This window comes from Aggregatibacter valvarum (assembly GCF_980468985.1).
Genome location: NZ_OZ413141.1, coordinates 40,103 through 58,801 on the forward strand (window position 1 = coordinate 40,103; position 18,699 = coordinate 58,801).

General features: G+C 42.0%; 20 protein-coding genes. 14 read left to right on the top strand and 6 right to left on the bottom strand.

Annotated features, from left to right (window positions below; translation table 11 throughout):
- Positions 1–21 precede the first annotated feature (21 nt).
- From AC30SF_RS00200 to AC30SF_RS00240, 9 genes are read left to right on the top strand one after another with little or no spacing between them, the layout of a single operon-like run.
- On the top strand, positions 22–396 hold the full coding sequence (locus tag AC30SF_RS00200; RefSeq protein ID WP_296027729.1) for an ATP synthase subunit I: 375 nt from the start codon (positions 22–24) through the stop codon (positions 394–396).
- Positions 397–423: 27 nt separating this feature from the next.
- Positions 424–1,212, top strand: coding sequence for a F0F1 ATP synthase subunit A (gene atpB, locus AC30SF_RS00205; protein ID WP_021616113.1), 789 nt, complete (start codon positions 424–426; stop codon positions 1,210–1,212).
- Positions 1,213–1,268: 56 nt separating this feature from the next.
- Positions 1,269–1,523, top strand: a complete 255-nt coding sequence (atpE, locus tag AC30SF_RS00210) for a F0F1 ATP synthase subunit C (protein ID WP_021616112.1) — start codon at positions 1,269–1,271, stop codon at positions 1,521–1,523.
- A 49-nt stretch (positions 1,524–1,572) separates the two neighbouring features.
- Positions 1,573–2,043, top strand: a complete 471-nt coding sequence (atpF, locus tag AC30SF_RS00215) for a F0F1 ATP synthase subunit B (protein WP_021616111.1) — start codon at positions 1,573–1,575, stop codon at positions 2,041–2,043.
- A 13-nt stretch (positions 2,044–2,056) separates the two neighbouring features.
- Positions 2,057–2,605, top strand: a complete 549-nt coding sequence (gene atpH / locus AC30SF_RS00220) for a F0F1 ATP synthase subunit delta (RefSeq protein WP_033002533.1) — start codon at positions 2,057–2,059, stop codon at positions 2,603–2,605.
- Between the two features lie 12 nt (positions 2,606–2,617).
- Positions 2,618–4,159: a F0F1 ATP synthase subunit alpha gene (atpA, locus tag AC30SF_RS00225; protein WP_021616109.1), complete on the top strand. Its 1,542-nt coding sequence runs from the start codon at positions 2,618–2,620 to the stop codon at positions 4,157–4,159.
- Between the two features lie 15 nt (positions 4,160–4,174).
- The gene (atpG, locus tag AC30SF_RS00230; protein ID WP_489607182.1) at positions 4,175–5,044 is read left to right on the top strand and encodes a F0F1 ATP synthase subunit gamma; all 870 of its coding nucleotides are present in this window, start codon (positions 4,175–4,177) and stop codon (positions 5,042–5,044) included.
- A gap of 16 nt (positions 5,045–5,060) precedes the next feature.
- Complete coding sequence (gene atpD / locus AC30SF_RS00235; RefSeq protein WP_006719891.1) at positions 5,061–6,434, top strand: F0F1 ATP synthase subunit beta; 1,374 nt, start codon at positions 5,061–5,063, stop codon at positions 6,432–6,434.
- 41 nt (positions 6,435–6,475) lie between these two features.
- A complete protein-coding gene (locus AC30SF_RS00240) occupies positions 6,476–6,904 on the top strand; it encodes a F0F1 ATP synthase subunit epsilon (RefSeq protein WP_021616106.1) in 429 nt (142 codons plus the stop codon).
- Positions 6,905–7,280: 376 nt separating this feature from the next.
- Here the strand turns inward: AC30SF_RS00240 and AC30SF_RS00245 are convergent, their stop codons facing one another.
- The 4 genes from AC30SF_RS00245 to aspA all read right to left on the bottom strand — a co-directional run bounded on the left by AC30SF_RS00245 (position 7,281) and on the right by aspA (position 11,674).
- Complete coding sequence (locus AC30SF_RS00245; RefSeq protein ID WP_489607183.1) at positions 7,281–8,027, bottom strand: MlaA family lipoprotein; 747 nt, start codon at positions 8,025–8,027, stop codon at positions 7,281–7,283.
- Positions 8,028–8,165: 138 nt separating this feature from the next.
- Entirely contained in the window at positions 8,166–9,497 is a 1,332-nt protein-coding gene (hslU, locus tag AC30SF_RS00250; protein ID WP_489607184.1) for an ATP-dependent protease ATPase subunit HslU, read from the bottom strand.
- A gap of 20 nt (positions 9,498–9,517) precedes the next feature.
- The gene (gene hslV / locus AC30SF_RS00255) at positions 9,518–10,045 is read right to left on the bottom strand and encodes an ATP-dependent protease subunit HslV (RefSeq protein WP_005704683.1); all 528 of its coding nucleotides are present in this window, start codon (positions 10,043–10,045) and stop codon (positions 9,518–9,520) included.
- Positions 10,046–10,255: 210 nt separating this feature from the next.
- Positions 10,256–11,674 (bottom strand): aspartate ammonia-lyase, encoded by a 1,419-nt coding sequence (gene aspA / locus AC30SF_RS00260; RefSeq protein ID WP_489607185.1) that lies wholly within the window; start codon positions 11,672–11,674, stop codon positions 10,256–10,258.
- A 226-nt stretch (positions 11,675–11,900) separates the two neighbouring features.
- On the opposite strand from aspA, the gene AC30SF_RS00265 reads away from it, so the two are divergent.
- From AC30SF_RS00265 to groL, 3 genes are all read left to right on the top strand, one after another.
- Positions 11,901–12,383: an FxsA family protein gene (locus tag AC30SF_RS00265; protein ID WP_489607186.1), complete on the top strand. Its 483-nt coding sequence runs from the start codon at positions 11,901–11,903 to the stop codon at positions 12,381–12,383.
- Positions 12,384–12,467: 84 nt separating this feature from the next.
- Positions 12,468–12,758, top strand: a complete 291-nt coding sequence (locus AC30SF_RS00270) for a co-chaperone GroES (protein WP_489607187.1) — start codon at positions 12,468–12,470, stop codon at positions 12,756–12,758.
- A 90-nt stretch (positions 12,759–12,848) separates the two neighbouring features.
- The gene (groL, locus tag AC30SF_RS00275; RefSeq protein ID WP_489607188.1) at positions 12,849–14,492 is read left to right on the top strand and encodes a chaperonin GroEL; all 1,644 of its coding nucleotides are present in this window, start codon (positions 12,849–12,851) and stop codon (positions 14,490–14,492) included.
- 68 nt (positions 14,493–14,560) lie between these two features.
- On the opposite strand, the gene AC30SF_RS00280 is transcribed toward groL, so the two are convergent.
- Complete coding sequence (locus AC30SF_RS00280; RefSeq protein ID WP_489607189.1) at positions 14,561–15,328, bottom strand: glycosyltransferase family 2 protein; 768 nt, start codon at positions 15,326–15,328, stop codon at positions 14,561–14,563.
- 96 nt (positions 15,329–15,424) lie between these two features.
- On the opposite strand from AC30SF_RS00280, the gene waaA reads away from it, so the two are divergent.
- Together waaA and coaD are read left to right on the top strand one after the other, a co-directional pair.
- On the top strand, positions 15,425–16,705 hold the full coding sequence (gene waaA / locus AC30SF_RS00285) for a lipid IV(A) 3-deoxy-D-manno-octulosonic acid transferase (protein ID WP_489607190.1): 1,281 nt from the start codon (positions 15,425–15,427) through the stop codon (positions 16,703–16,705).
- Between the two features lie 4 nt (positions 16,706–16,709).
- Complete coding sequence (gene coaD, locus AC30SF_RS00290; RefSeq protein WP_376922030.1) at positions 16,710–17,186, top strand: pantetheine-phosphate adenylyltransferase; 477 nt, start codon at positions 16,710–16,712, stop codon at positions 17,184–17,186.
- A gap of 253 nt (positions 17,187–17,439) precedes the next feature.
- Here coaD and AC30SF_RS00295 read toward each other — a convergent pair whose 3' ends face one another.
- Positions 17,440–18,696: a heme biosynthesis protein HemY gene (locus AC30SF_RS00295; protein ID WP_489607191.1), complete on the bottom strand. Its 1,257-nt coding sequence runs from the start codon at positions 18,694–18,696 to the stop codon at positions 17,440–17,442.
- Positions 18,697–18,699 lie beyond the last annotated feature (3 nt).

Below are 18,699 nucleotides of genomic sequence, written 5' to 3' on the forward strand. Positions count from 1 at the left end.
TGCATACTAAAAAATAATGTGATGTCTAGGGTTTTAACGCAAGCGAAGCATTGTTACCAAAAATCAATATGGATTGAAATGGGGATTTTACTCATTATCGGTGCGTTAATTTCACTTTGGCAGTGGAAAAGTGCGGTTGATTTCTGTCTTGGATTTTTCTGTGCTTTTCTACCTTTTTGTGCTTTTGTGTATCTTATTTTTTATCGTAAACAGCATTTATCAACAAAATTGACCGCACTTTATCGTGGGGAAGCGGTAAAGTTTGCATTAACGATACTATGTATCATTGCTGCGTTTAAAGGATTTCATGTAAGTGAATTCATTTTATTTTTTGCAGGTTTTTTCGTGGCATTAGTGTTGAACAATGTCGTTCCATTTTTGCTGAACAGGTCTTAATTTTAAGTTCTATATAAAGGGTCAACTATGTCCGGACAAACAACCTCTGAGTATATCGGCCACCATTTGTCTTTTTTAAAGACCGGTGAGGGTTTTTGGCATATTCATGTCGATACGCTGTTTTTCTCTATCGTATCAGCCATTATTTTCCTTTTCGTTTTTTCACGTGTTGCGAAAAAAGCGACACCGGGCGTACCAAGCAAAATGCAATGTTTGGTCGAAATTTTAGTGGAATGGGTCAATGGTATCGTAAAAGAAAACTTTCATGGTCCACGCAATGTTGTTGCACCGTTAGCATTAACCATTTTTTGTTGGGTGTTCATTATGAATGCCATCGACTTAATCCCAGTCGATTTTCTTCCACAATTCGCAGGTTTGTTCGGTATTCACTATTTGAGAGCTGTGCCAACAGCAGATATTAGTGCAACGCTCGGCATGTCAATCTGTGTCTTTTTCTTAATTCTTTTCTATACAGTAAAATCTAAAGGCTTTGGTGGATTGGTTAAGGAATATACTTTACACCCATTTAATCACTGGGCGTTTATTCCGGTTAACTTTATTCTTGAAACCGTTACTTTACTGGCTAAACCAATTTCTCTCGCATTCCGTTTATTCGGTAATATGTATGCAGGGGAATTAATCTTTATTCTCATTGCTGTGATGTATTCTGCCAATATGGCAATTGCGGCATTGGGAATTCCATTACACCTTGTTTGGGCGATTTTCCATATTTTGGTCATTACGCTACAAGCATTCATCTTTATGATGTTGACGGTGGTTTACTTAAGTATCGCTTATAACAAAGCAGATCATTAATTTTATTTTTTATTAACCGGCTCTAGGGCTAAACTTAACTTCTATTGGAGAACATTATGGAAACTGTAATTACAGCTACAATTATCGGTGCATCAATCCTTCTTGCATTCGCAGCATTAGGTACAGCTATCGGATTTGCGATTTTAGGCGGTAAATTCTTAGAATCTTCCGCTCGTCAACCTGAGCTTGCTTCTAGCTTGCAAACAAGAATGTTTATCGTTGCAGGTTTATTGGATGCGATTGCGATGATTGCTGTTGGTATTTCTTTACTTTTCATTTTCGCAAACCCATTCATCGGTTTATTACAATAATCACCTTATTTGCTTATCAACGTAAAACAAGCAGATTAAGGAGGACGTTGTGAATCTAAATGCAACATTAATTGGTCAACTGATTGCGTTTGCAATTTTCGTGTGGTTCTGCATGAAATTTGTTTGGCCACCAATTATTAGTGCAATTGAAAAACGTCAAAGCCAAATTGCGAATGCTTTAGCTTCTGCTGAAGCGGCTAAAAAAGAACAAGCAGATACTAAAATGCTTGTTGAAAAGGAAATTTCTGAAGCGAAAATTCAAGCGCAAGAAATTTTAGATTTAGCCAATAAACGTCGCAATGAAGTTTTAGACGAAGTGAAGGCAGAAGCCGAAGAACTTAAAGCGAAAATCATTGAACAAGGCTATGCTGAGGTTGAAGCTGAACGTAAACGTGTTCAAGAAGAATTACGTGTAAAAGTTGCGTCTTTGGCCATTGCAGGTGCTGAAAAAATTGTTGGACGTACTGTGGATGAAGCAGCCAACAATGACATTATTGATAAATTAGTTGCAGAACTATAAGAAGGTTGAGCTTATGTCAGAATTAACTACCATAGCTCGCCCTTATGCTAAAGCAGCGTTTGATTTTGCCGTTGAACAAAGTACATCTGACAAAAGTGCGGTAGAAAAATGGAATGAAATGTTAGGTTTTCTTGCTGAATTAGTGAAAAACGAAACAATGCAAAATTATCTAACAGGTTCTCTTTCTGCACAAAAATTAGCAGATACGGTGATCTCAATTTGTGGTGAACAATTAGATCAATATGGGCAAAACTTAGTTCGGTTAATGGCTGAAAATAAGCGTTTAACTGTTCTTCCGCAAGTTTTTAAAGAATTCCAACATTATGTTGAGGAATATAAAGCTATTGCGGAAGTGAACGTCATATCGGCTCAACCATTAAGCGTCATGCAACAAGAAAGAATTGCAGCCGCAATGGAAAAAAGATTAGCCCAAAAAGTTAAGTTAAATTGCAACGTTGATAGCTCGCTCATTGCTGGCGTTATCATTCGTACAGAAGATTTTGTGATTGACGGAAGTAGTCGCGGACAGCTTGCCCGTTTAGCAAATGAGTTGCAATTATAAGAGGATTAGAAAATGCAACTAAATTCAACTGAAATTAGTGAATTGATTAAAAAACGCATTGCTCAATTTGATGTGGTGAGCGAAGCCCGCAATACAGGAACGATTGTTTCTGTTAGTGATGGGATTATTCGTATCCATGGTTTAAGCGATGTGATGCAAGGCGAAATGATCGCCTTACCGGGCAACCGTTATGCCATGGCACTTAACCTTGAACGCGATTCGGTTGGTGCGGTAGTTATGGGGCCTTATGCCGATCTTGCCGAAGGAATGGAAGTGCAATGTACCGGCCGTATTCTTGAAGTGCCGGTTGGTCGTGGTTTATTAGGTCGTGTTGTAAACACCCTTGGTCAACCAATTGATGGTAAAGGTGAAATTGAAAATGACGGTTTTTCTCCGGTTGAAGTTATCGCGCCGGGTGTAATTGAACGTAAATCCGTTGATCAACCAGTACAAACCGGTTATAAAGCGGTTGACTCCATGGTGCCAATCGGTCGTGGTCAACGTGAATTGATTATCGGTGACCGTCAAACCGGTAAAACAGCATTAGCGATTGATGCCATCATTAACCAACGTAATTCAGGCATTAAATGTATCTATGTGGCAATTGGTCAAAAAGCGTCAACAATTGCTAACGTAGTACGTAAATTAGAAGAACATGGTGCATTAGCTAACACTATCGTGGTTGCGGCATCTGCGTCTGAATCTGCAGCATTACAATATTTAGCACCTTATGCCGGTTGTGCAATGGGTGAATATTTCCGTGATCGTGGTGAAGATGCATTAATCGTTTACGATGATCTTTCTAAACAAGCGGTAGCTTATCGTCAAATTTCCCTATTATTACGTCGTCCACCAGGTCGTGAAGCATATCCTGGAGACGTGTTCTACTTACACTCACGTTTGCTTGAACGTGCTTCTCGTGTAAATGAAGAATACGTAGAAAAATTCACCAAAGGCGAAGTAAAAGGAAAAACCGGTTCTTTAACTGCTCTTCCAATTATTGAAACTCAAGCGGGTGACGTTTCTGCATTCGTTCCTACTAACGTGATTTCTATTACCGATGGTCAGATTTTCTTAGAATCTAACTTGTTTAACTCCGGTATTCGTCCTGCGGTGAACCCGGGTATTTCGGTTTCTCGTGTAGGTGGTTCTGCACAAACTAAAGTGATTAAGAAACTTGCGGGTGGTATTCGTACTGCACTTGCACAATATCGTGAATTAGCGGCATTTGCTCAGTTTGCTTCAGATCTTGATGATGCAACTCGTAAACAACTTTCTCATGGTGAAAAAGTAACCGAATTGTTGAAACAAAAACAATTTTCTCCGCTTTCTGTTGCTGAGCAAGCAGTAGTGTTATTTGCAGTTGAATTTGGTTATTTAGACGATGTTGAGTTATCTAAAATTGCAAGTTTTGAAACCGCACTTCTAGATTATGCAAATCGTAATTATGCCGAGTTTATGCAAGAGCTTACTAAAACCGGTAACTATAATGATGAAATCAAAGATACATTAAAAGGTATTTTAGATAGTTTCAAAGCGAATAGTGCTTGGTAGTAACGGAGAAATAAGATGGCAGGTGCAAAAGAGATAAAAACCAAAATTGCCAGCGTACAAAGTACGCAGAAAATTACCAAGGCAATGGAAATGGTTGCAACCTCGAAAATGCGTAAAACGCAGGACCGTATGGCGGCATCTCGTCCGTATTCTGAAACTATCCGTAGTGTTATCAGCCATGTGTCTAAAGCAAGTATCGGTTATAAACACCCGTTCTTAGTTGAACGGGATGTGAAAAAAGTGGGTGTTTTAGTGATTTCTACTGATCGTGGAATGTGCGGTGGTTTAAACGTGAATTTATTTAAAACCACACTTAACCAAATTAAAGACTGGAAATCACAAAATGCGACGACTGAGCTTGGCTTGATTGGTTCTAAAGGGATTAGTTTTTTCCGTTCCCTTGGTTTTAAGGTAAAAAGCCAACTTTCCGGTTTGGGCGATAACCCTTCTTTAGAAGAATTAATTGGTGTAGCAAATACCATGTTTGATGCTTATCGTAATGGAGAAATTGATGCAATTTATATTGCATACAATAAATTCATTAATACGATGTCGCAAAAACCGGTTGTACAACAATTAGTTCCTTTACCGGAAATGGAAAACGATCACTTAAGCGAAAGACAACAGGCATGGGATTATATTTACGAACCTGAACCAAAAGTGTTATTAGACAGCCTTTTAGTTCGTTATTTAGAATCTCAAGTTTATCAAGCGGTTGTAGATAATTTAGCTTCAGAACAAGCGGCTCGAATGGTAGCAATGAAAGCAGCAACAGATAATGCAGGAAATTTAATTAATGACCTGCGGTTGGTGTATAACAAAGCTCGTCAAGCAAGTATCACAAATGAATTAAATGAAATCGTTGCCGGTGCGGCTGCGATTTAATAGAAGAGGAACGGTAATGGCGACAGGTAAAATTGTACAAATCATCGGTGCGGTGATTGACGTCGAATTTCCACAAGATGCAGTACCAAAAGTTTATGATGCATTAAATGTTGAAACAGGTTTGACCCTTGAAGTTCAACAACAATTAGGTGGCGGTGTGGTACGTTGTATCGCATTAGGTGCTTCCGACGGTTTAAAACGTGGTTTAAAAGTAGAAAACACAAACGATCCGATTCAAGTACCGGTAGGAACAAAAACCCTTGGTCGAATTATGAACGTGTTAGGTGATCCAATTGACGAACAAGGTCCAATTGGTGAAGAAGAACGTTGGTCTATTCACCGTTCTGCACCAAGCTACGAAGAACAATCAAACAGTACCGAATTATTAGAAACCGGTATTAAAGTGATCGACTTAATTTGCCCGTTTGCAAAAGGGGGTAAAGTTGGTTTATTCGGTGGTGCGGGTGTAGGTAAAACCGTAAATATGATGGAATTAATCCGTAATATCGCGATTGAACACTCAGGTTACTCCGTATTTGCTGGTGTAGGTGAGCGTACCCGTGAAGGTAACGACTTCTACCACGAAATGAAAGATTCCAACGTATTGGATAAAGTATCTTTGGTTTACGGTCAAATGAATGAGCCACCGGGTAACCGTTTACGTGTTGCGTTAACCGGTTTAACCATGGCGGAAAAATTCCGTGATGAAGGTCGTGATGTATTGTTCTTCGTGGATAATATTTATCGTTATACTCTTGCTGGTACGGAAGTATCTGCATTATTAGGTCGTATGCCATCAGCGGTAGGTTACCAACCAACCCTTGCAGAGGAAATGGGTGTATTACAAGAGCGTATTACTTCAACTAAAACAGGTTCTATCACGTCCGTACAAGCGGTTTATGTGCCTGCGGATGACTTGACTGACCCATCTCCGGCAACTACCTTTGCGCACTTAGACTCAACCGTTGTATTGAGCCGTCAAATTGCGTCTTTAGGTATTTATCCTGCGGTTGACCCACTAGATTCTACATCTCGTCAATTAGACCCATTAGTTGTTGGTCAAGAGCATTATGATGTTGCTCGTGGCGTACAAGGTATCTTACAACGTTATAAAGAATTGAAAGATATTATTGCGATTCTTGGTATGGATGAATTATCTGAAGAAGATAAATTGGTTGTAGCCCGTGCGCGTAAGATCGAACGTTTCTTATCACAACCGTTCTTCGTTGCTGAAGTATTTAACGGTACACCAGGTAAATACGTTCCGTTAAAAGAAACCATTCGTGGCTTTAAAGGTATTTTAAACGGCGAATACGATCATGTTCCGGAACAAGCGTTCTACATGGTCGGTTCAATTGACGAAGCGCTAGAAAAAGCCAAAAATATGTAATCACTTCAAGCTGATGCATATCAAACTTGAAGGAGAAAAACATGGCAACATTTAATTTAACAGTCGTAAGTGCAGAACAAAAAATCTTTTCCGGTAATGTGAAAAGTGTTCAAGCAACAGGTATTGAGGGTGAACTCGGTGTTTTACCGGGGCACACCCCTTTATTGACGGCAATCAAGCCAGGTATTGTTAAATTTACTTTAGAAAATGATAGCGAAGAAGTTATCTATGTTTCTGGTGGTTTTTTAGAAGTTCAACCAACGATTGTGACTGTGCTTGCGGATGTCGCAATTCGTGGTCAAGAGCTTGATAGCGAGCGTATTCTTGCTGCTAAGAAACGTGCGGAAGAAAATATTCATCAACATCACCATGATGCTGATTACGAATTGTTAATGCTTAAACTTTCTAAAGAATTAGCGAAACTTCGTGCTTACGAACTGACAGAGAAGTTAGTGAAATCTAAACGTTAATTACAGCGGACACAGTGATTTCATAAAAATTAAGGACTGATTCCTAAGAGAGTCAGTCCTTTTTTATTATAGCCAGCCACAAAGTCTGGCGATAAAAACCATACGCGATGTGTATTGAGCTAAATAGCTTAAGCGATGAACAGAAAAAATTCTCGCGATATAACGAAAACAAGACTGACAACCAAAACTCAACATATAGGAAGATTATTTACCCCTCGTAGCGTGCAACTTGTTGCACGAATGATTAACCTCGTGCGTAATTCACAGCATGATCAAATCATGCACGGAACGTTATTTAACCTTTTCGAGTATTCACGATTTCGTGCAACAAGTTGCACGCTACGATTCACTAATTATGAATTAAAGAGAAAATTAATCAGTCAATTTGATTAAGAATATCTTCTGATAAGGCCGGAGTTGCTTTTTCTTCTTTCTTGTTGGCACGGATGCGATAGTCAATATTTTGGAAATAAGCTTCGCGGAAAGTAACGTAAGGATCTTGAGCCTGCTCTAACAATGCTTCTTTATCCATTAAACTTGCACGCGTATCGATACCTTGAACCGTCCATTTTAATAAACTCCAAGGGCCTAATAATGACAACATTGGATAGGTTGTATCTGCTAGGTTACCAATATCTTGTCGTGGTGTTGCCGGGCCATATACGGGAAGCATAATGTAAGGGCCGGTTCCCACGCCATAGCGACCTAACGTATCGCCGAAACGGGAATTTTCTTCTTTTTTAAGTGGTGCGCTGTAGCTTGCAATATCAATTACGCCACCTAAACCAAAGATACTGTTTAACCAAAAACGGTTGAAATGAACCATTGCCAATTTAAATTCACCTTGCACTAAACGGTTAGCAAAGCTTGCAGGCTCATCGAGGTTATTAGCAAAGTTAACAATTCCGGTTCGAATTGGGGAAGGGACATATTCTTTCCAGCCTTGAGCAAGAGGTTTTAATACGTAAGGATCCGCAACATGGTAGTTAAAATCCCACATTTTACGATTAAAACCCTCTAAGGCATCTTTACGTTCTCCGGTTTCCGGATCAATGGTTGATGAACAACCGGTGAGTGTTGCCGTGCCTAATAAGAGCGCAATGAATAATTTTTTTGTCTGCATAATTTGTACTCAGGCGAATGAAAAAGTGGGCACATTGTAAACAACTTAGTGACTAACTACAAAAACTTTCTAAAATTCTACCGCACTTGATAAATAAAAGGGCACGACATTTGTCGTACCCTAAATAAAACCAGAAGATTAAAGAATAAAGCGACTTAAATCTTCATTTTCTACTACTTCACCTAATGCCTCACTGACATACGCGGCATCAATGTTCACGGTTTGTCCATCCATGTCGCTGGCGTTGAAAGAGATTTTATCCATTAAGCGTTCCATCACGGTATGCAAACGGCGGGCACCGATGTTTTCGGTTTTTTCGTTGACACGAAATGCCGCTTCGGCGATTTTCTTAATAGCATCTTGAGTAAACTCAATATTCACCCCTTCCGTTGCCATTAAGGCTTTGTATTGCTCGGTTAAAGAGGCGTTCGGCTCAGTCAGAATACGCTCGAAATCCTCGGCGGTGAGTGCTGATAATTCCACACGAATTGGCAAACGACCTTGTAATTCCGGGATTAAATCTGACGGACGCGCCACTTGGAACGCACCGGAAGCGATAAACAAGATGTGATCGGTTTTCACCATGCCGTGTTTGGTGTTCACGGTAGAACCTTCCACCAACGGCAATAAATCGCGTTGCACGCCCTCACGGGAAACATCCGCGCCACTGTATTCGCCTTTCTTACAAATTTTGTCGATTTCATCGATAAACACGATGCCGTTTTGTTCCACCGCATCAATGGCTTTTTGTTTCAACTCTTCCGGGTTCACCAATTTCGCCGCTTCATCGTCAATTAAGGTTTTTAACGCATCCTTAATTTTCATTTTGCGTTTTTTGGTTTGGCTACCGGAAAGGTTCTCAAACATGGATTGTAATTGACTGGTCATGTCTTCCATGCCAGGAGGTGCCATGATTTCCACGCCCATGGATACACCGGCCACATCGATTTCCACTTCTTTATCGTCTAACTGACCTTCGCGTAGTTTCTTACGGAAAATCTGACGGGTGTTACTTTGACTATCGCGGTTTTCCACTTCACCCCATTGGTTCTTCGCCGCAGGCAATAAGGCATCTAAAATTCGCTCTTCTGCCGCTTCTTCCGCTTTAGCACGATTTTTGACGATTTCCTGTTGACGTACCAATTTCATGGCGCTGTCGGTTAAATCGCGAATAATGGAATCCACTTCTTTGCCCACATAACCTACTTCGGTAAATTTAGTGGCTTCTACTTTAATGAACGGCGCATTGGCTAATTTTGCCAAACGGCGGGCAATTTCCGTTTTTCCCACGCCGGTCGGTCCAATCATAAGAATATTTTTCGGGGTCACTTCATGGCGCATTGGCTCTTGTAACTGCATTCTGCGCCAGCGGTTTCTTAGGGCAATTGCTACTGCACGCTTGGCGTCGCTTTGACCGATAATATGTTGATCTAATTCAGAAACTATTTCACGAGGCGTCATTTCAGACATGGTTGATTCCTTATAATTTTTTAATTCGGCAATTCTTCAATAGTAAAATTGGTGTTGGTGAACACGCAAATTTCACCGGCAATTTTGAGAGATTTTTCCACAATTTCACGTGCCGACAACTCGGTGTTTTCCACCAACGCACGGGCAGCAGATAAAGCGTAGTTGCCGCCAGAGCCGATAGCAAGAATTTGATCTTCTTCCGGTTGTACTACATCGCCGATACCGGTAATGATCAGGCTTTCTTTTTCATCCGCCACAATTAGCATCGCTTCCAATTTACGCAATGCACGATCAGTGCGCCAATCTTTTGCTAATTCCACCGCACTTTTCAGTAAATGCCCTTGGTGCATTTCTAATTTACGCTCAAAAAGCTCAAACAACGTAAAGGCATCTGCCGTGCCGCCCGCAAAACCCGCCAATACTTTGCCGTTATATAAACGACGCACTTTACGCGCATTGCCTTTCATCACCGTATTGCCAAGGGAAACCTGTCCGTCACCGCCCACAACCACTTTGCCGTTGCGACGTACACTTACAATCGTAGTCATAATGTTGTCCTTTATAAAACAGAAATATGCAAACTATATTGAGGTTAATTGAGAGAATTCAAGGGATATGAAAGGAATTTACGCTTTGTTTTTTCATGTCATTTTTATTTCGGTATACAAAAAAATCAGCGCCTAATCCATTAGGACGCTGATTTTGACTAAATAAACAAGCTAACTATTCGATAACTAATTTACTGATTTGTTCACTTTTTATTTATTTAATTTTGCTTTATAAGTCGGATTCATCAAGTTTTCTACGGAAAGGATGTCGTCCAATTGTTCTTGGGTTAACAAGCCTTTTTCCAAGACCACTTCACGCACGCCTTTACCGGTTTGCGCACAGATTTTACCCACTAAGTCGCCGTTGTGATGGCCGATGAACGGGTTCAAGTAAGTGACAATACCGATGGAGTTGTAAACGTAGTTTTCGCAGGTTTCTTTGTTGACAGTGATGCCATCAACACATTTATCGCGCAAGTTTACACAGGCGTTGCCTAAAATCTCAATGGATTCAAACATGGCTTGAACAATCACCGGTTCCATCACGTTTAATTGTAATTGACCCGCTTCTGACGCGAAAGTCACAGTGGTGTCGTTACCAATCACTTTGAAGCACACTTGGTTCACCACTTCCGGCACAACCGGGTTCACTTTAGCCGGCATGATGGAAGAACCGGCTTGTAATTCAGGCAAGTTAATTTCTTTAATACCTGCACGCGGACCAGAAGAGAGTAAACGTAAGTCGTTACAGATTTTTGACAATTTCACCGCAGTGCGTTTTAACGCGCCATGCACGGAAACATAGTCGCCACAGTCAGCAGTCGCTTCAATTAAGTTCTCTGCGCCACTGCAAGGTAATCCGGTGACTTGTGATAAATATTTAATCACAGTCGGTACATAGCCTTGCGGGGTATTTAAACCGGTACCAATTGCGGTCGCCCCCATGTTGACTTCCAGCAAGTGTGCCGCCGCCGCTTTTAAGTGTTTCACTTCTTCAGCCATTAACACCGCAAACGCTTTGAATTCTTGACCCACGGTCATTGGCACCGCATCTTGTAATTGGGTACGACCCATTTTTAATACTTTCTCGAATTCTTTCGCTTTGTTTTCAAAGCCTTGTTGCAAATAAGCGACTTTTTCAAGAAGTTTGATTACGCTGTTATACACGGCAATATGGAAACCGGTAGGGTACGCATCGTTGGTGGATTGGCTGGCGTTCACATGATCCATTGGGTCAAGGTATTTATATTCACCTTTTTTGTGACCTAAAATTTCTAACGCTAAGTTGGCAATCACTTCATTGGTGTTCATGTTGACGGAAGTACCTGCACCGCCTTGGTAAATATCGGACGGGAATTGATCTAAACATTTGCCGTTCACCAACACTTCATCACAAGCTTTTACGATAGCTTCTGCAATTTCTTTTGGAATGGCACCCAACTCACCGTTCGCCAATGCCGCTGCTTTTTTCACCATCACCATGCCGCGAACAAATTCAGGCACATCGGAAATAGTGACATTCGAAATATTAAAATTTTCTACCGCTCTTAAGGTGTGAATACCCCAATAAGCATCTGCAGGGACTTCACGTTCACCTAATAAATCCACTTCTTTTCTGTATTGTGTCATTTGGGCTCTCCTTTTATACATAACACGTTGCTTTGAAATATTTAGATTATAGAAAATTAGACCAAAATTTAATTGATCTAAGTCACAGATTTTTGACGCGCCTTTAAGAGTTATTTTTATTTTTCAGATTAGTTTTTTTTACCCGAAAGGTGTAGGCATGAATAAAAGTTGCACTGCAGAATAAAGCGGGTAATATGCACATCCAACGTATTTTTAAGGAGCGAACATGCCGTTTATCATTTTTCTTTTCGCTGTTTTTCTATTTATTTATGTGGAACTGAGCCTACTGGTTTGGCTAGGAAGCCAGTTGGGTATCCTCATGCTCATTTTGTTGTTGATTAGTTCTTCGTTACTGGGCATTGCCATCATCCGCGCACGTGGTTGGTACAGCCTCACGCGAGTGAAACAGCAGCTCACACAAGGCGAATTGCCCACTGACACGATTTTCAGCTCACTACGCTGGCTTGTTGCCGGTGTGCTTTTTGTCATTCCCGGCTTTGTTACCGATATTTTCGCCTGTGTGCTGTTAAGCCCTCTCGGTCGTTACATGATCAACGCTTTCATTGGCAGTAGGTTTGTATTCTTTCGACAAAACATCTTTAAAACCGACCGCACTTTTTATTCCTCTCAAAACAATCCTCCTAGAGATGGCGAGATTTTTGAGGCGGAATTTGAAAAGGAAGCGGATGAAAATAAACGGTTAAAATAATTTTGTCTTTCCCTTGAAAGCGGAAAAATGATTCCCATATAGAAGAAGCTTTTTTATTAATTTAAGAAATAGAGGAAATTTCAGATGAATATTCGTCCATTACACGACAAAGTGATTTTAAAACGTGAAGAAGTGGAAACTAAATCTGCCGGCGGTATCGTATTGACCGGTTCTGCAGCCACCAAATCTACCCGCGCGGAAGTATTAGCGGTCGGCCCTGGCCGTTTATTAGAAAACGGTAGCATTCACCCAATGCACGTAAAAGTGGGCGACATCGTGATTTTCAGCGACAGCTACGGTGTGAAAACAGAAAAAATTGATGGTGAGGAAGTACTCATCCTTTCCGAAGGCGATATTTTAGCGATCGTTGAATAAGCAAAAACACGCTGAAAAAACGGCCGCACTTTAAACGAAATAGATCATGGTGGGAGCAATCTCACGCAACAAAATAAAAGGAAATTAAACATGGCAGCAAAAGACGTAAAATTCGGTAACGACGCACGCGTGAAAATGTTAAGAGGTGTAAACATTTTAGCCGACGCAGTAAAAGTCACTCTTGGTCCAAAAGGCCGTAACGTAGTGTTAGACAAATCTTTCGGCGCACCAACCATTACTAAAGACGGTGTGTCTGTGGCGCGCGAAATCGAATTAGAAGATAAATTTGAAAACATGGGCGCACAAATGGTGAAAGAAGTTGCTTCTAAAGCCAATGATGCCGCCGGTGACGGTACAACCACTGCAACTGTTCTAGCACAAGCCATCGTGAACGAAGGCTTAAAAGCCGTAGCGGCAGGCATGAACCCAATGGATTTAAAACGCGGTATCGACAAAGCGGTTACTGCCGTCGTTGCCGAACTTAAATCCCTTTCTAAACCTTGCGAAACCTCTAAAGAAATCGAACAGGTGGGTACCATTTCCGCAAACTCCGACAGCATTGTGGGTCAATTAATCGCACAAGCCATGGAAAAAGTGGGTAAAGAAGGCGTGATTACCGTAGAAGACGGCACCGGTTTAGAAGATGAGTTGGATGTAGTTGAAGGGATGCAATTTGACCGCGGTTACCTTTCCCCGTATTTCATCAACAAACCGGAAACGGCAACAGTAGAATTAGATAATCCATTCATTTTATTAGTCGATAAAAAAATCTCTAATATTCGTGAATTATTACCGGTATTAGAAGGCGTCGCAAAAGCAGGTAAACCGTTATTAATCATTGCTGAAGACGTAGAAGGCGAAGCGTTGGCAACATTGGTAGTGAACACCATGCGTGGCATCGTGAAAGTAGCTGCAGTGAAAGCGCCAGGCTTTGGTGACCGTCGTAAAGCGATGTTACAAGACATTGCGATTTTAACGGCCGGTACGGTGATTTCTGAAGAAATCGGTATGGAGTTAGAAAAAGCCACTCTTGAAGATTTAGGTCAAGCAAAACGCGTTGTGATCAATAAAGATAACACCACTATCATCGACGGTATTGGTGATGAAGCGCAAATCCAAGGTCGTGTGGCACAAATTCGTCAACAAATCGAAGAATCTACTTCCGACTACGACAAAGAAAAATTGCAAGAACGCGTGGCGAAACTCGCTGGTGGTGTTGCGGTAATTAAAGTCGGCGCAGCAACTGAAGTAGAAATGAAAGAGAAAAAAGCCCGCGTGGAAGATGCACTACACGCTACCCGTGCAGCGGTAGAAGAAGGCGTGGTTGCCGGTGGTGGCGTCGCATTAATTCGTGCGGCCAGCAAAGTTGCTGATTTACGTGGCGACAACGAAGAACAAAACGTGGGTATTAAACTTGCTCTTCGTGCCATGGAAGCACCGTTACGTCAAATCGTGACAAACGCAGGTGAAGAAGCCTCTGTGGTTGCAAGTGCGGTGAAAAATGGCGAAGGAAACTTTGGTTATAACGCAGGTACCGAGCAATACGGCGATATGATTGCGATGGGTATCTTGGATCCGACCAAAGTAACTCGTTCCGCATTGCAATTTGCCGCTTCTGTCGCTGGTTTAATGATCACTACCGAGTGTATGGTGACTGAATTACCAAAAGATGACAAAGCTGACCTCGGTGCTGCCGGTATGGGCGGCATGGGAGGTATGGGCGGAATGATGTAATTTCTCTGATTCCGTCTCACATCCAAATGATTCGCACCTTAGTAAGTAACCTTGCTAAGGTGCGTTTTTTATGAGTCTGATTTTTGTGTTCTTACCCATAAATCAGCGTATTTCACAAAAGTGGAATGCGCTGAAAGAATCGCCAGTAATAAGCCGGCTTTGCCATCTAAGAATCCCAAACGAATAAAATACATTTTGACAAAACAGCCTACAGCATGGCTGATGCCTTGCCATAACGTTGCTTTTTTACCGGCTTTTTCTCGTTGGTCTGCCCACGCTTTGGCATAGCCGGCAGATTTAACTAGGTAATGGTGGATATTTTGGTATGTATAATGCAACAAATCCCCTTGTAAATTTTGGATATTGGCATTTGCCGGCAGTTCTACTTTTTCATGCACCAGTTGATCGCCATAATGGGCAAAATCTTTACGATATAACCGAATAACATAATCCGGATACCAGCCGGAATGACGAATTTTATGACCAAAAATTTCACTTAATCGCGGGATTTTATAAGCGGTATTCGGCGCATCTTGCGCAATAGCTGCTTGAATAGATTGACGTAGCTCAGGGGTTACCCGTTCGTCTGCATCGAGCCATAAAACATAGTCGGAGGTGACATACTGTTGTGCTAATTGTCGCTGTTTGCCGAATCCCGGCCAATCGGTATTTTGGTAGAATTTTGCGCCGTATTGTTCCGCAATCTGTTGGGTTGCATCAGTGCTGCCGGAATCTAAAATCACTATTTCATCCACCCACGCGGTTACCGTGTCCAAACATTGTGCAAGGTGGTGGGCTTCATTTTTAACAATCATTGCAACACTAAGAGTCGGCATCGTTTTATCCTTTGTGAATGAGTGACAAACGCTTATACTAAACGCCTGTTTGTCTTGATTAATTTTGCAATTCTAGCATAAGCCAACACATTTGCTATGTTACGTTTTTTCTATACCTGTTTGATGTATCTTGCTCAGCCTCTGCTGTGCCTTTTTATGGTCTTGCGCAGTTTTCGCGCGCCCCACTATCGTAAACGTCTCGCCGAGCGTTATGGCTTCTATGGTAACACGCAATCTCCGTTGCCGAACGGCGTCTTACTTCACGCCGCTTCTGTTGGTGAGGTGATTGCCGCCGTTCCTTTAATTAAGCGGATTCAGCAAGATTATCCGCAACTGGCGATCACAGTGACCACAATGACGCCCACCGGTTCCGAACGGGTAAAAGCGGTTTTTGGCAACAGCGTGACCCATGTGTATTTGCCTTATGATTTGCCGGGTGCGGTGTCTCGTTTTATTGAATTTGTACAACCGCGCGTAGGCATTGTTATCGAAACGGAACTTTGGTTTAACCTAATTCACCAATTCGCACGGCGCAGTATTCCCTTTATTATTGTTAACGCGCGCTTATCCGCACGTTCTGCCACGCGTTACGGTTGGTTTAAAGAATCGTTAAAACCGCTATTGAATAACATCACGTTGATTGCTCCGCAAGATGATGTGAGTGGGCAACGTTATGCGCAATTAGGCATTGCACCCGAACGATTAGTCGTAACCGGCAATATCAAATATGACTTGAATGTGAGTGATGAACTCTTTCATCAGATTACAGCATTAAAGGCACAATGGAATACCCAGCGCCCTATCTGGATTGCCGCCAGCACACACGAAGGCGAAGATGAAATCATCTTAAAAAGTCACCGCACTTTATTGCGCCAATATCCGGATTTGTTGCTGATTCTGGTGCCACGCCATCCTGAGCGGTTTAATTCAGTGGCTCAACTGATTGAACAAGAGGGCTTTGGTTTCATGCGGCGTAGCAGCCACGAAATACCGACAGAAGAAACACAAGTCTTGCTCGGTGATACCATGGGCGAACTCATGTTGTTATACGGTATGGCAAAGGTAGCGTTGGTTGGTGGCAGCTTGGTGGCGCACGGCGGGCATAATCCCCTAGAACCGTTGGCATTCAAATTGCCGGTGATCAGCGGAAAACATACCTTGAACTTTCCTGAGATTTTCACAAAATTAATTGAACGGCAAGGTGTGTTAATTACGGAAGATACGCCACAAGCCGTAGCCAAAGCGGTGGCAACCTTTTTGCAGTCGCCTGAGCTTGGCGAACGTTATGGTCAGGCAGGTTATGCCGTGTTAAATGAAAATCGCGGTGCGTTGCAACGCGTGATGAATTTATTAAAACCTTATTTAAACTTAGGATGAAGCAATGACAACGGTAATTTATCCCGGCACATTTGATCCGCTTACGAACGGGCATTTGAATATTATTGAGCGAAGTGCGGTGATTTTTTCAAACGTTTTGGTGGCGGTGGCGGAAAGCCCAAGTAAAAAGCCTTTATTCACGTTAGACGAACGTGTCGCGTTGGTACGTCAATCGGTGGCGCATTTGTCGAATGTTAAGGCCATTGGGTTTAATAATTTGCTTGCGCATACCATCGCGGAGTATGACGTCAAAGCCATTATTCGTGGGGTGCGGAGTACGACAGATTTTGAATATGAAGTGCAGTTAGCCCATCTTAACCGACTTCTTACCCATGGCGTGGAAAGCCTGTTTTTCCCTCCGGTGGAACAGTGGTCTTACGTTTCTTCCACCATGATTCGTGAAATTTATTTACACAACGGCGACATGAGTCAACTTGTCCCACCGATGGTGTTAAAGGCGTTGCAAGAGAAACGGAAATAGCTTTATCTTATTCGTGCAACAAGTTGCACGCTACCTTGAGACGGTTGCGTGTATCTTGATGCACGAAATGAAACCCGATCAAATTTGAGCGTATAAGACGAAAATACGTGGCAAAACCACCGCACTTTTTAAGGGAATAATTTATCTGTTTGTCCAACAAGTTGTATGTGATGTCGGTTTTGCATATTGAAATGCGCCAGCTCCGGTTTGGTGTTCTGGCGCATTAATGAGGGTTATGTGATTGGGGCTATGCTTAAAGTGCGGTGGATTTTTCCGATGTTTCTTCCGAGGATAAGGTGGCTACCGACATGGCGGATTTCAACCCTTCTTCGCGTAATTTCTGTGCCGTCTCGTTATCTCCCACTTGTTCGAAGACGTAAGAGGCCATGTGAATGTCATTAGGATCTAATTGATCTTTATGGGCAATCAGTTCTTTAAACACTTCACTGGCATGAGTAAAATCGTTGTTGCGCACATACAAATACCCCAATGCGCGTTGGGCGCAGCATTGTATTGACGGGCTGGCGGTTTTTAGCCACTTGGTAACAATTTTTACTAACTTGCTGTTATCTTCTGGTTGTAAGCGGCTAATTTGTTTAAATAACGGTTGCATTAGCGGACTGTCGGTCTCTAATTTTTTCGCCAATTCCAACGTTAATTCATAGGCAGATTCATGATCATTGCCATCAATCAAACGGCGAATCACACCTAATTTCACATAGGCATCTTGGCGGCGCTGGCGCGGTTGTTCATTCCACCATGCCAGCAAACCATCTACGCCTTCTTCGTTAATTTTTTCATCTAACAAGCCGTCTTCCACTTGATGTTGGAGTTGTTCGAGCTCAGCGTGGCTATAGAGAGCGGATTTTTCTACCTGTTCAAGAATATTATCCAAAGCTTGGTAAGCATTTGATTTTAAATAAATATCTACGGCTAATTTCAAGACTTCTTTATTGCGACCTGCCATGACCAATAGGCTATCTACGGAACTGCGCGCGGCAGGCAATTTGTTTTGTTGCAATAAAATGCGGGTGCGGGCAATTTCTAGAATCAGGCTGTCGGTGCCGGCAAGTTCTGTCGCTTGAATTAAATAACGGTTGGCGCTGAACTCATCGCCACGCTGTTGTGCCGCTTCAGCCGCTTTAATAAAGTTTAATACCGGCTCATCGGAATGTTTCGCGTTTTTGCCGATGAGTTTTTCCGCTTTAGAATAATCGCCCTCATCCATACGCATTAACCCTTCCAAGGTTTGTTTTTGCGCTTTTACGCGTTTACGGCGGGAAAACCAACTGTAAGTGTTATTACTTAAACGGCAAAAACGGCTGATTGCCGCTTCAATGCTATAGACCACCGCCAGTGAAATCACAAAGAAAATCACCAATGTGGTAAGAGACATTTCGACAATGTTGTCGGCAGTTTCAATACGGACATAACCTTGCTTGCCGGATAAATATGGGCCGGCAAGCAATCCGGCTAATAATAGCAACATTAAAAATAGTGATCTTATCATGGT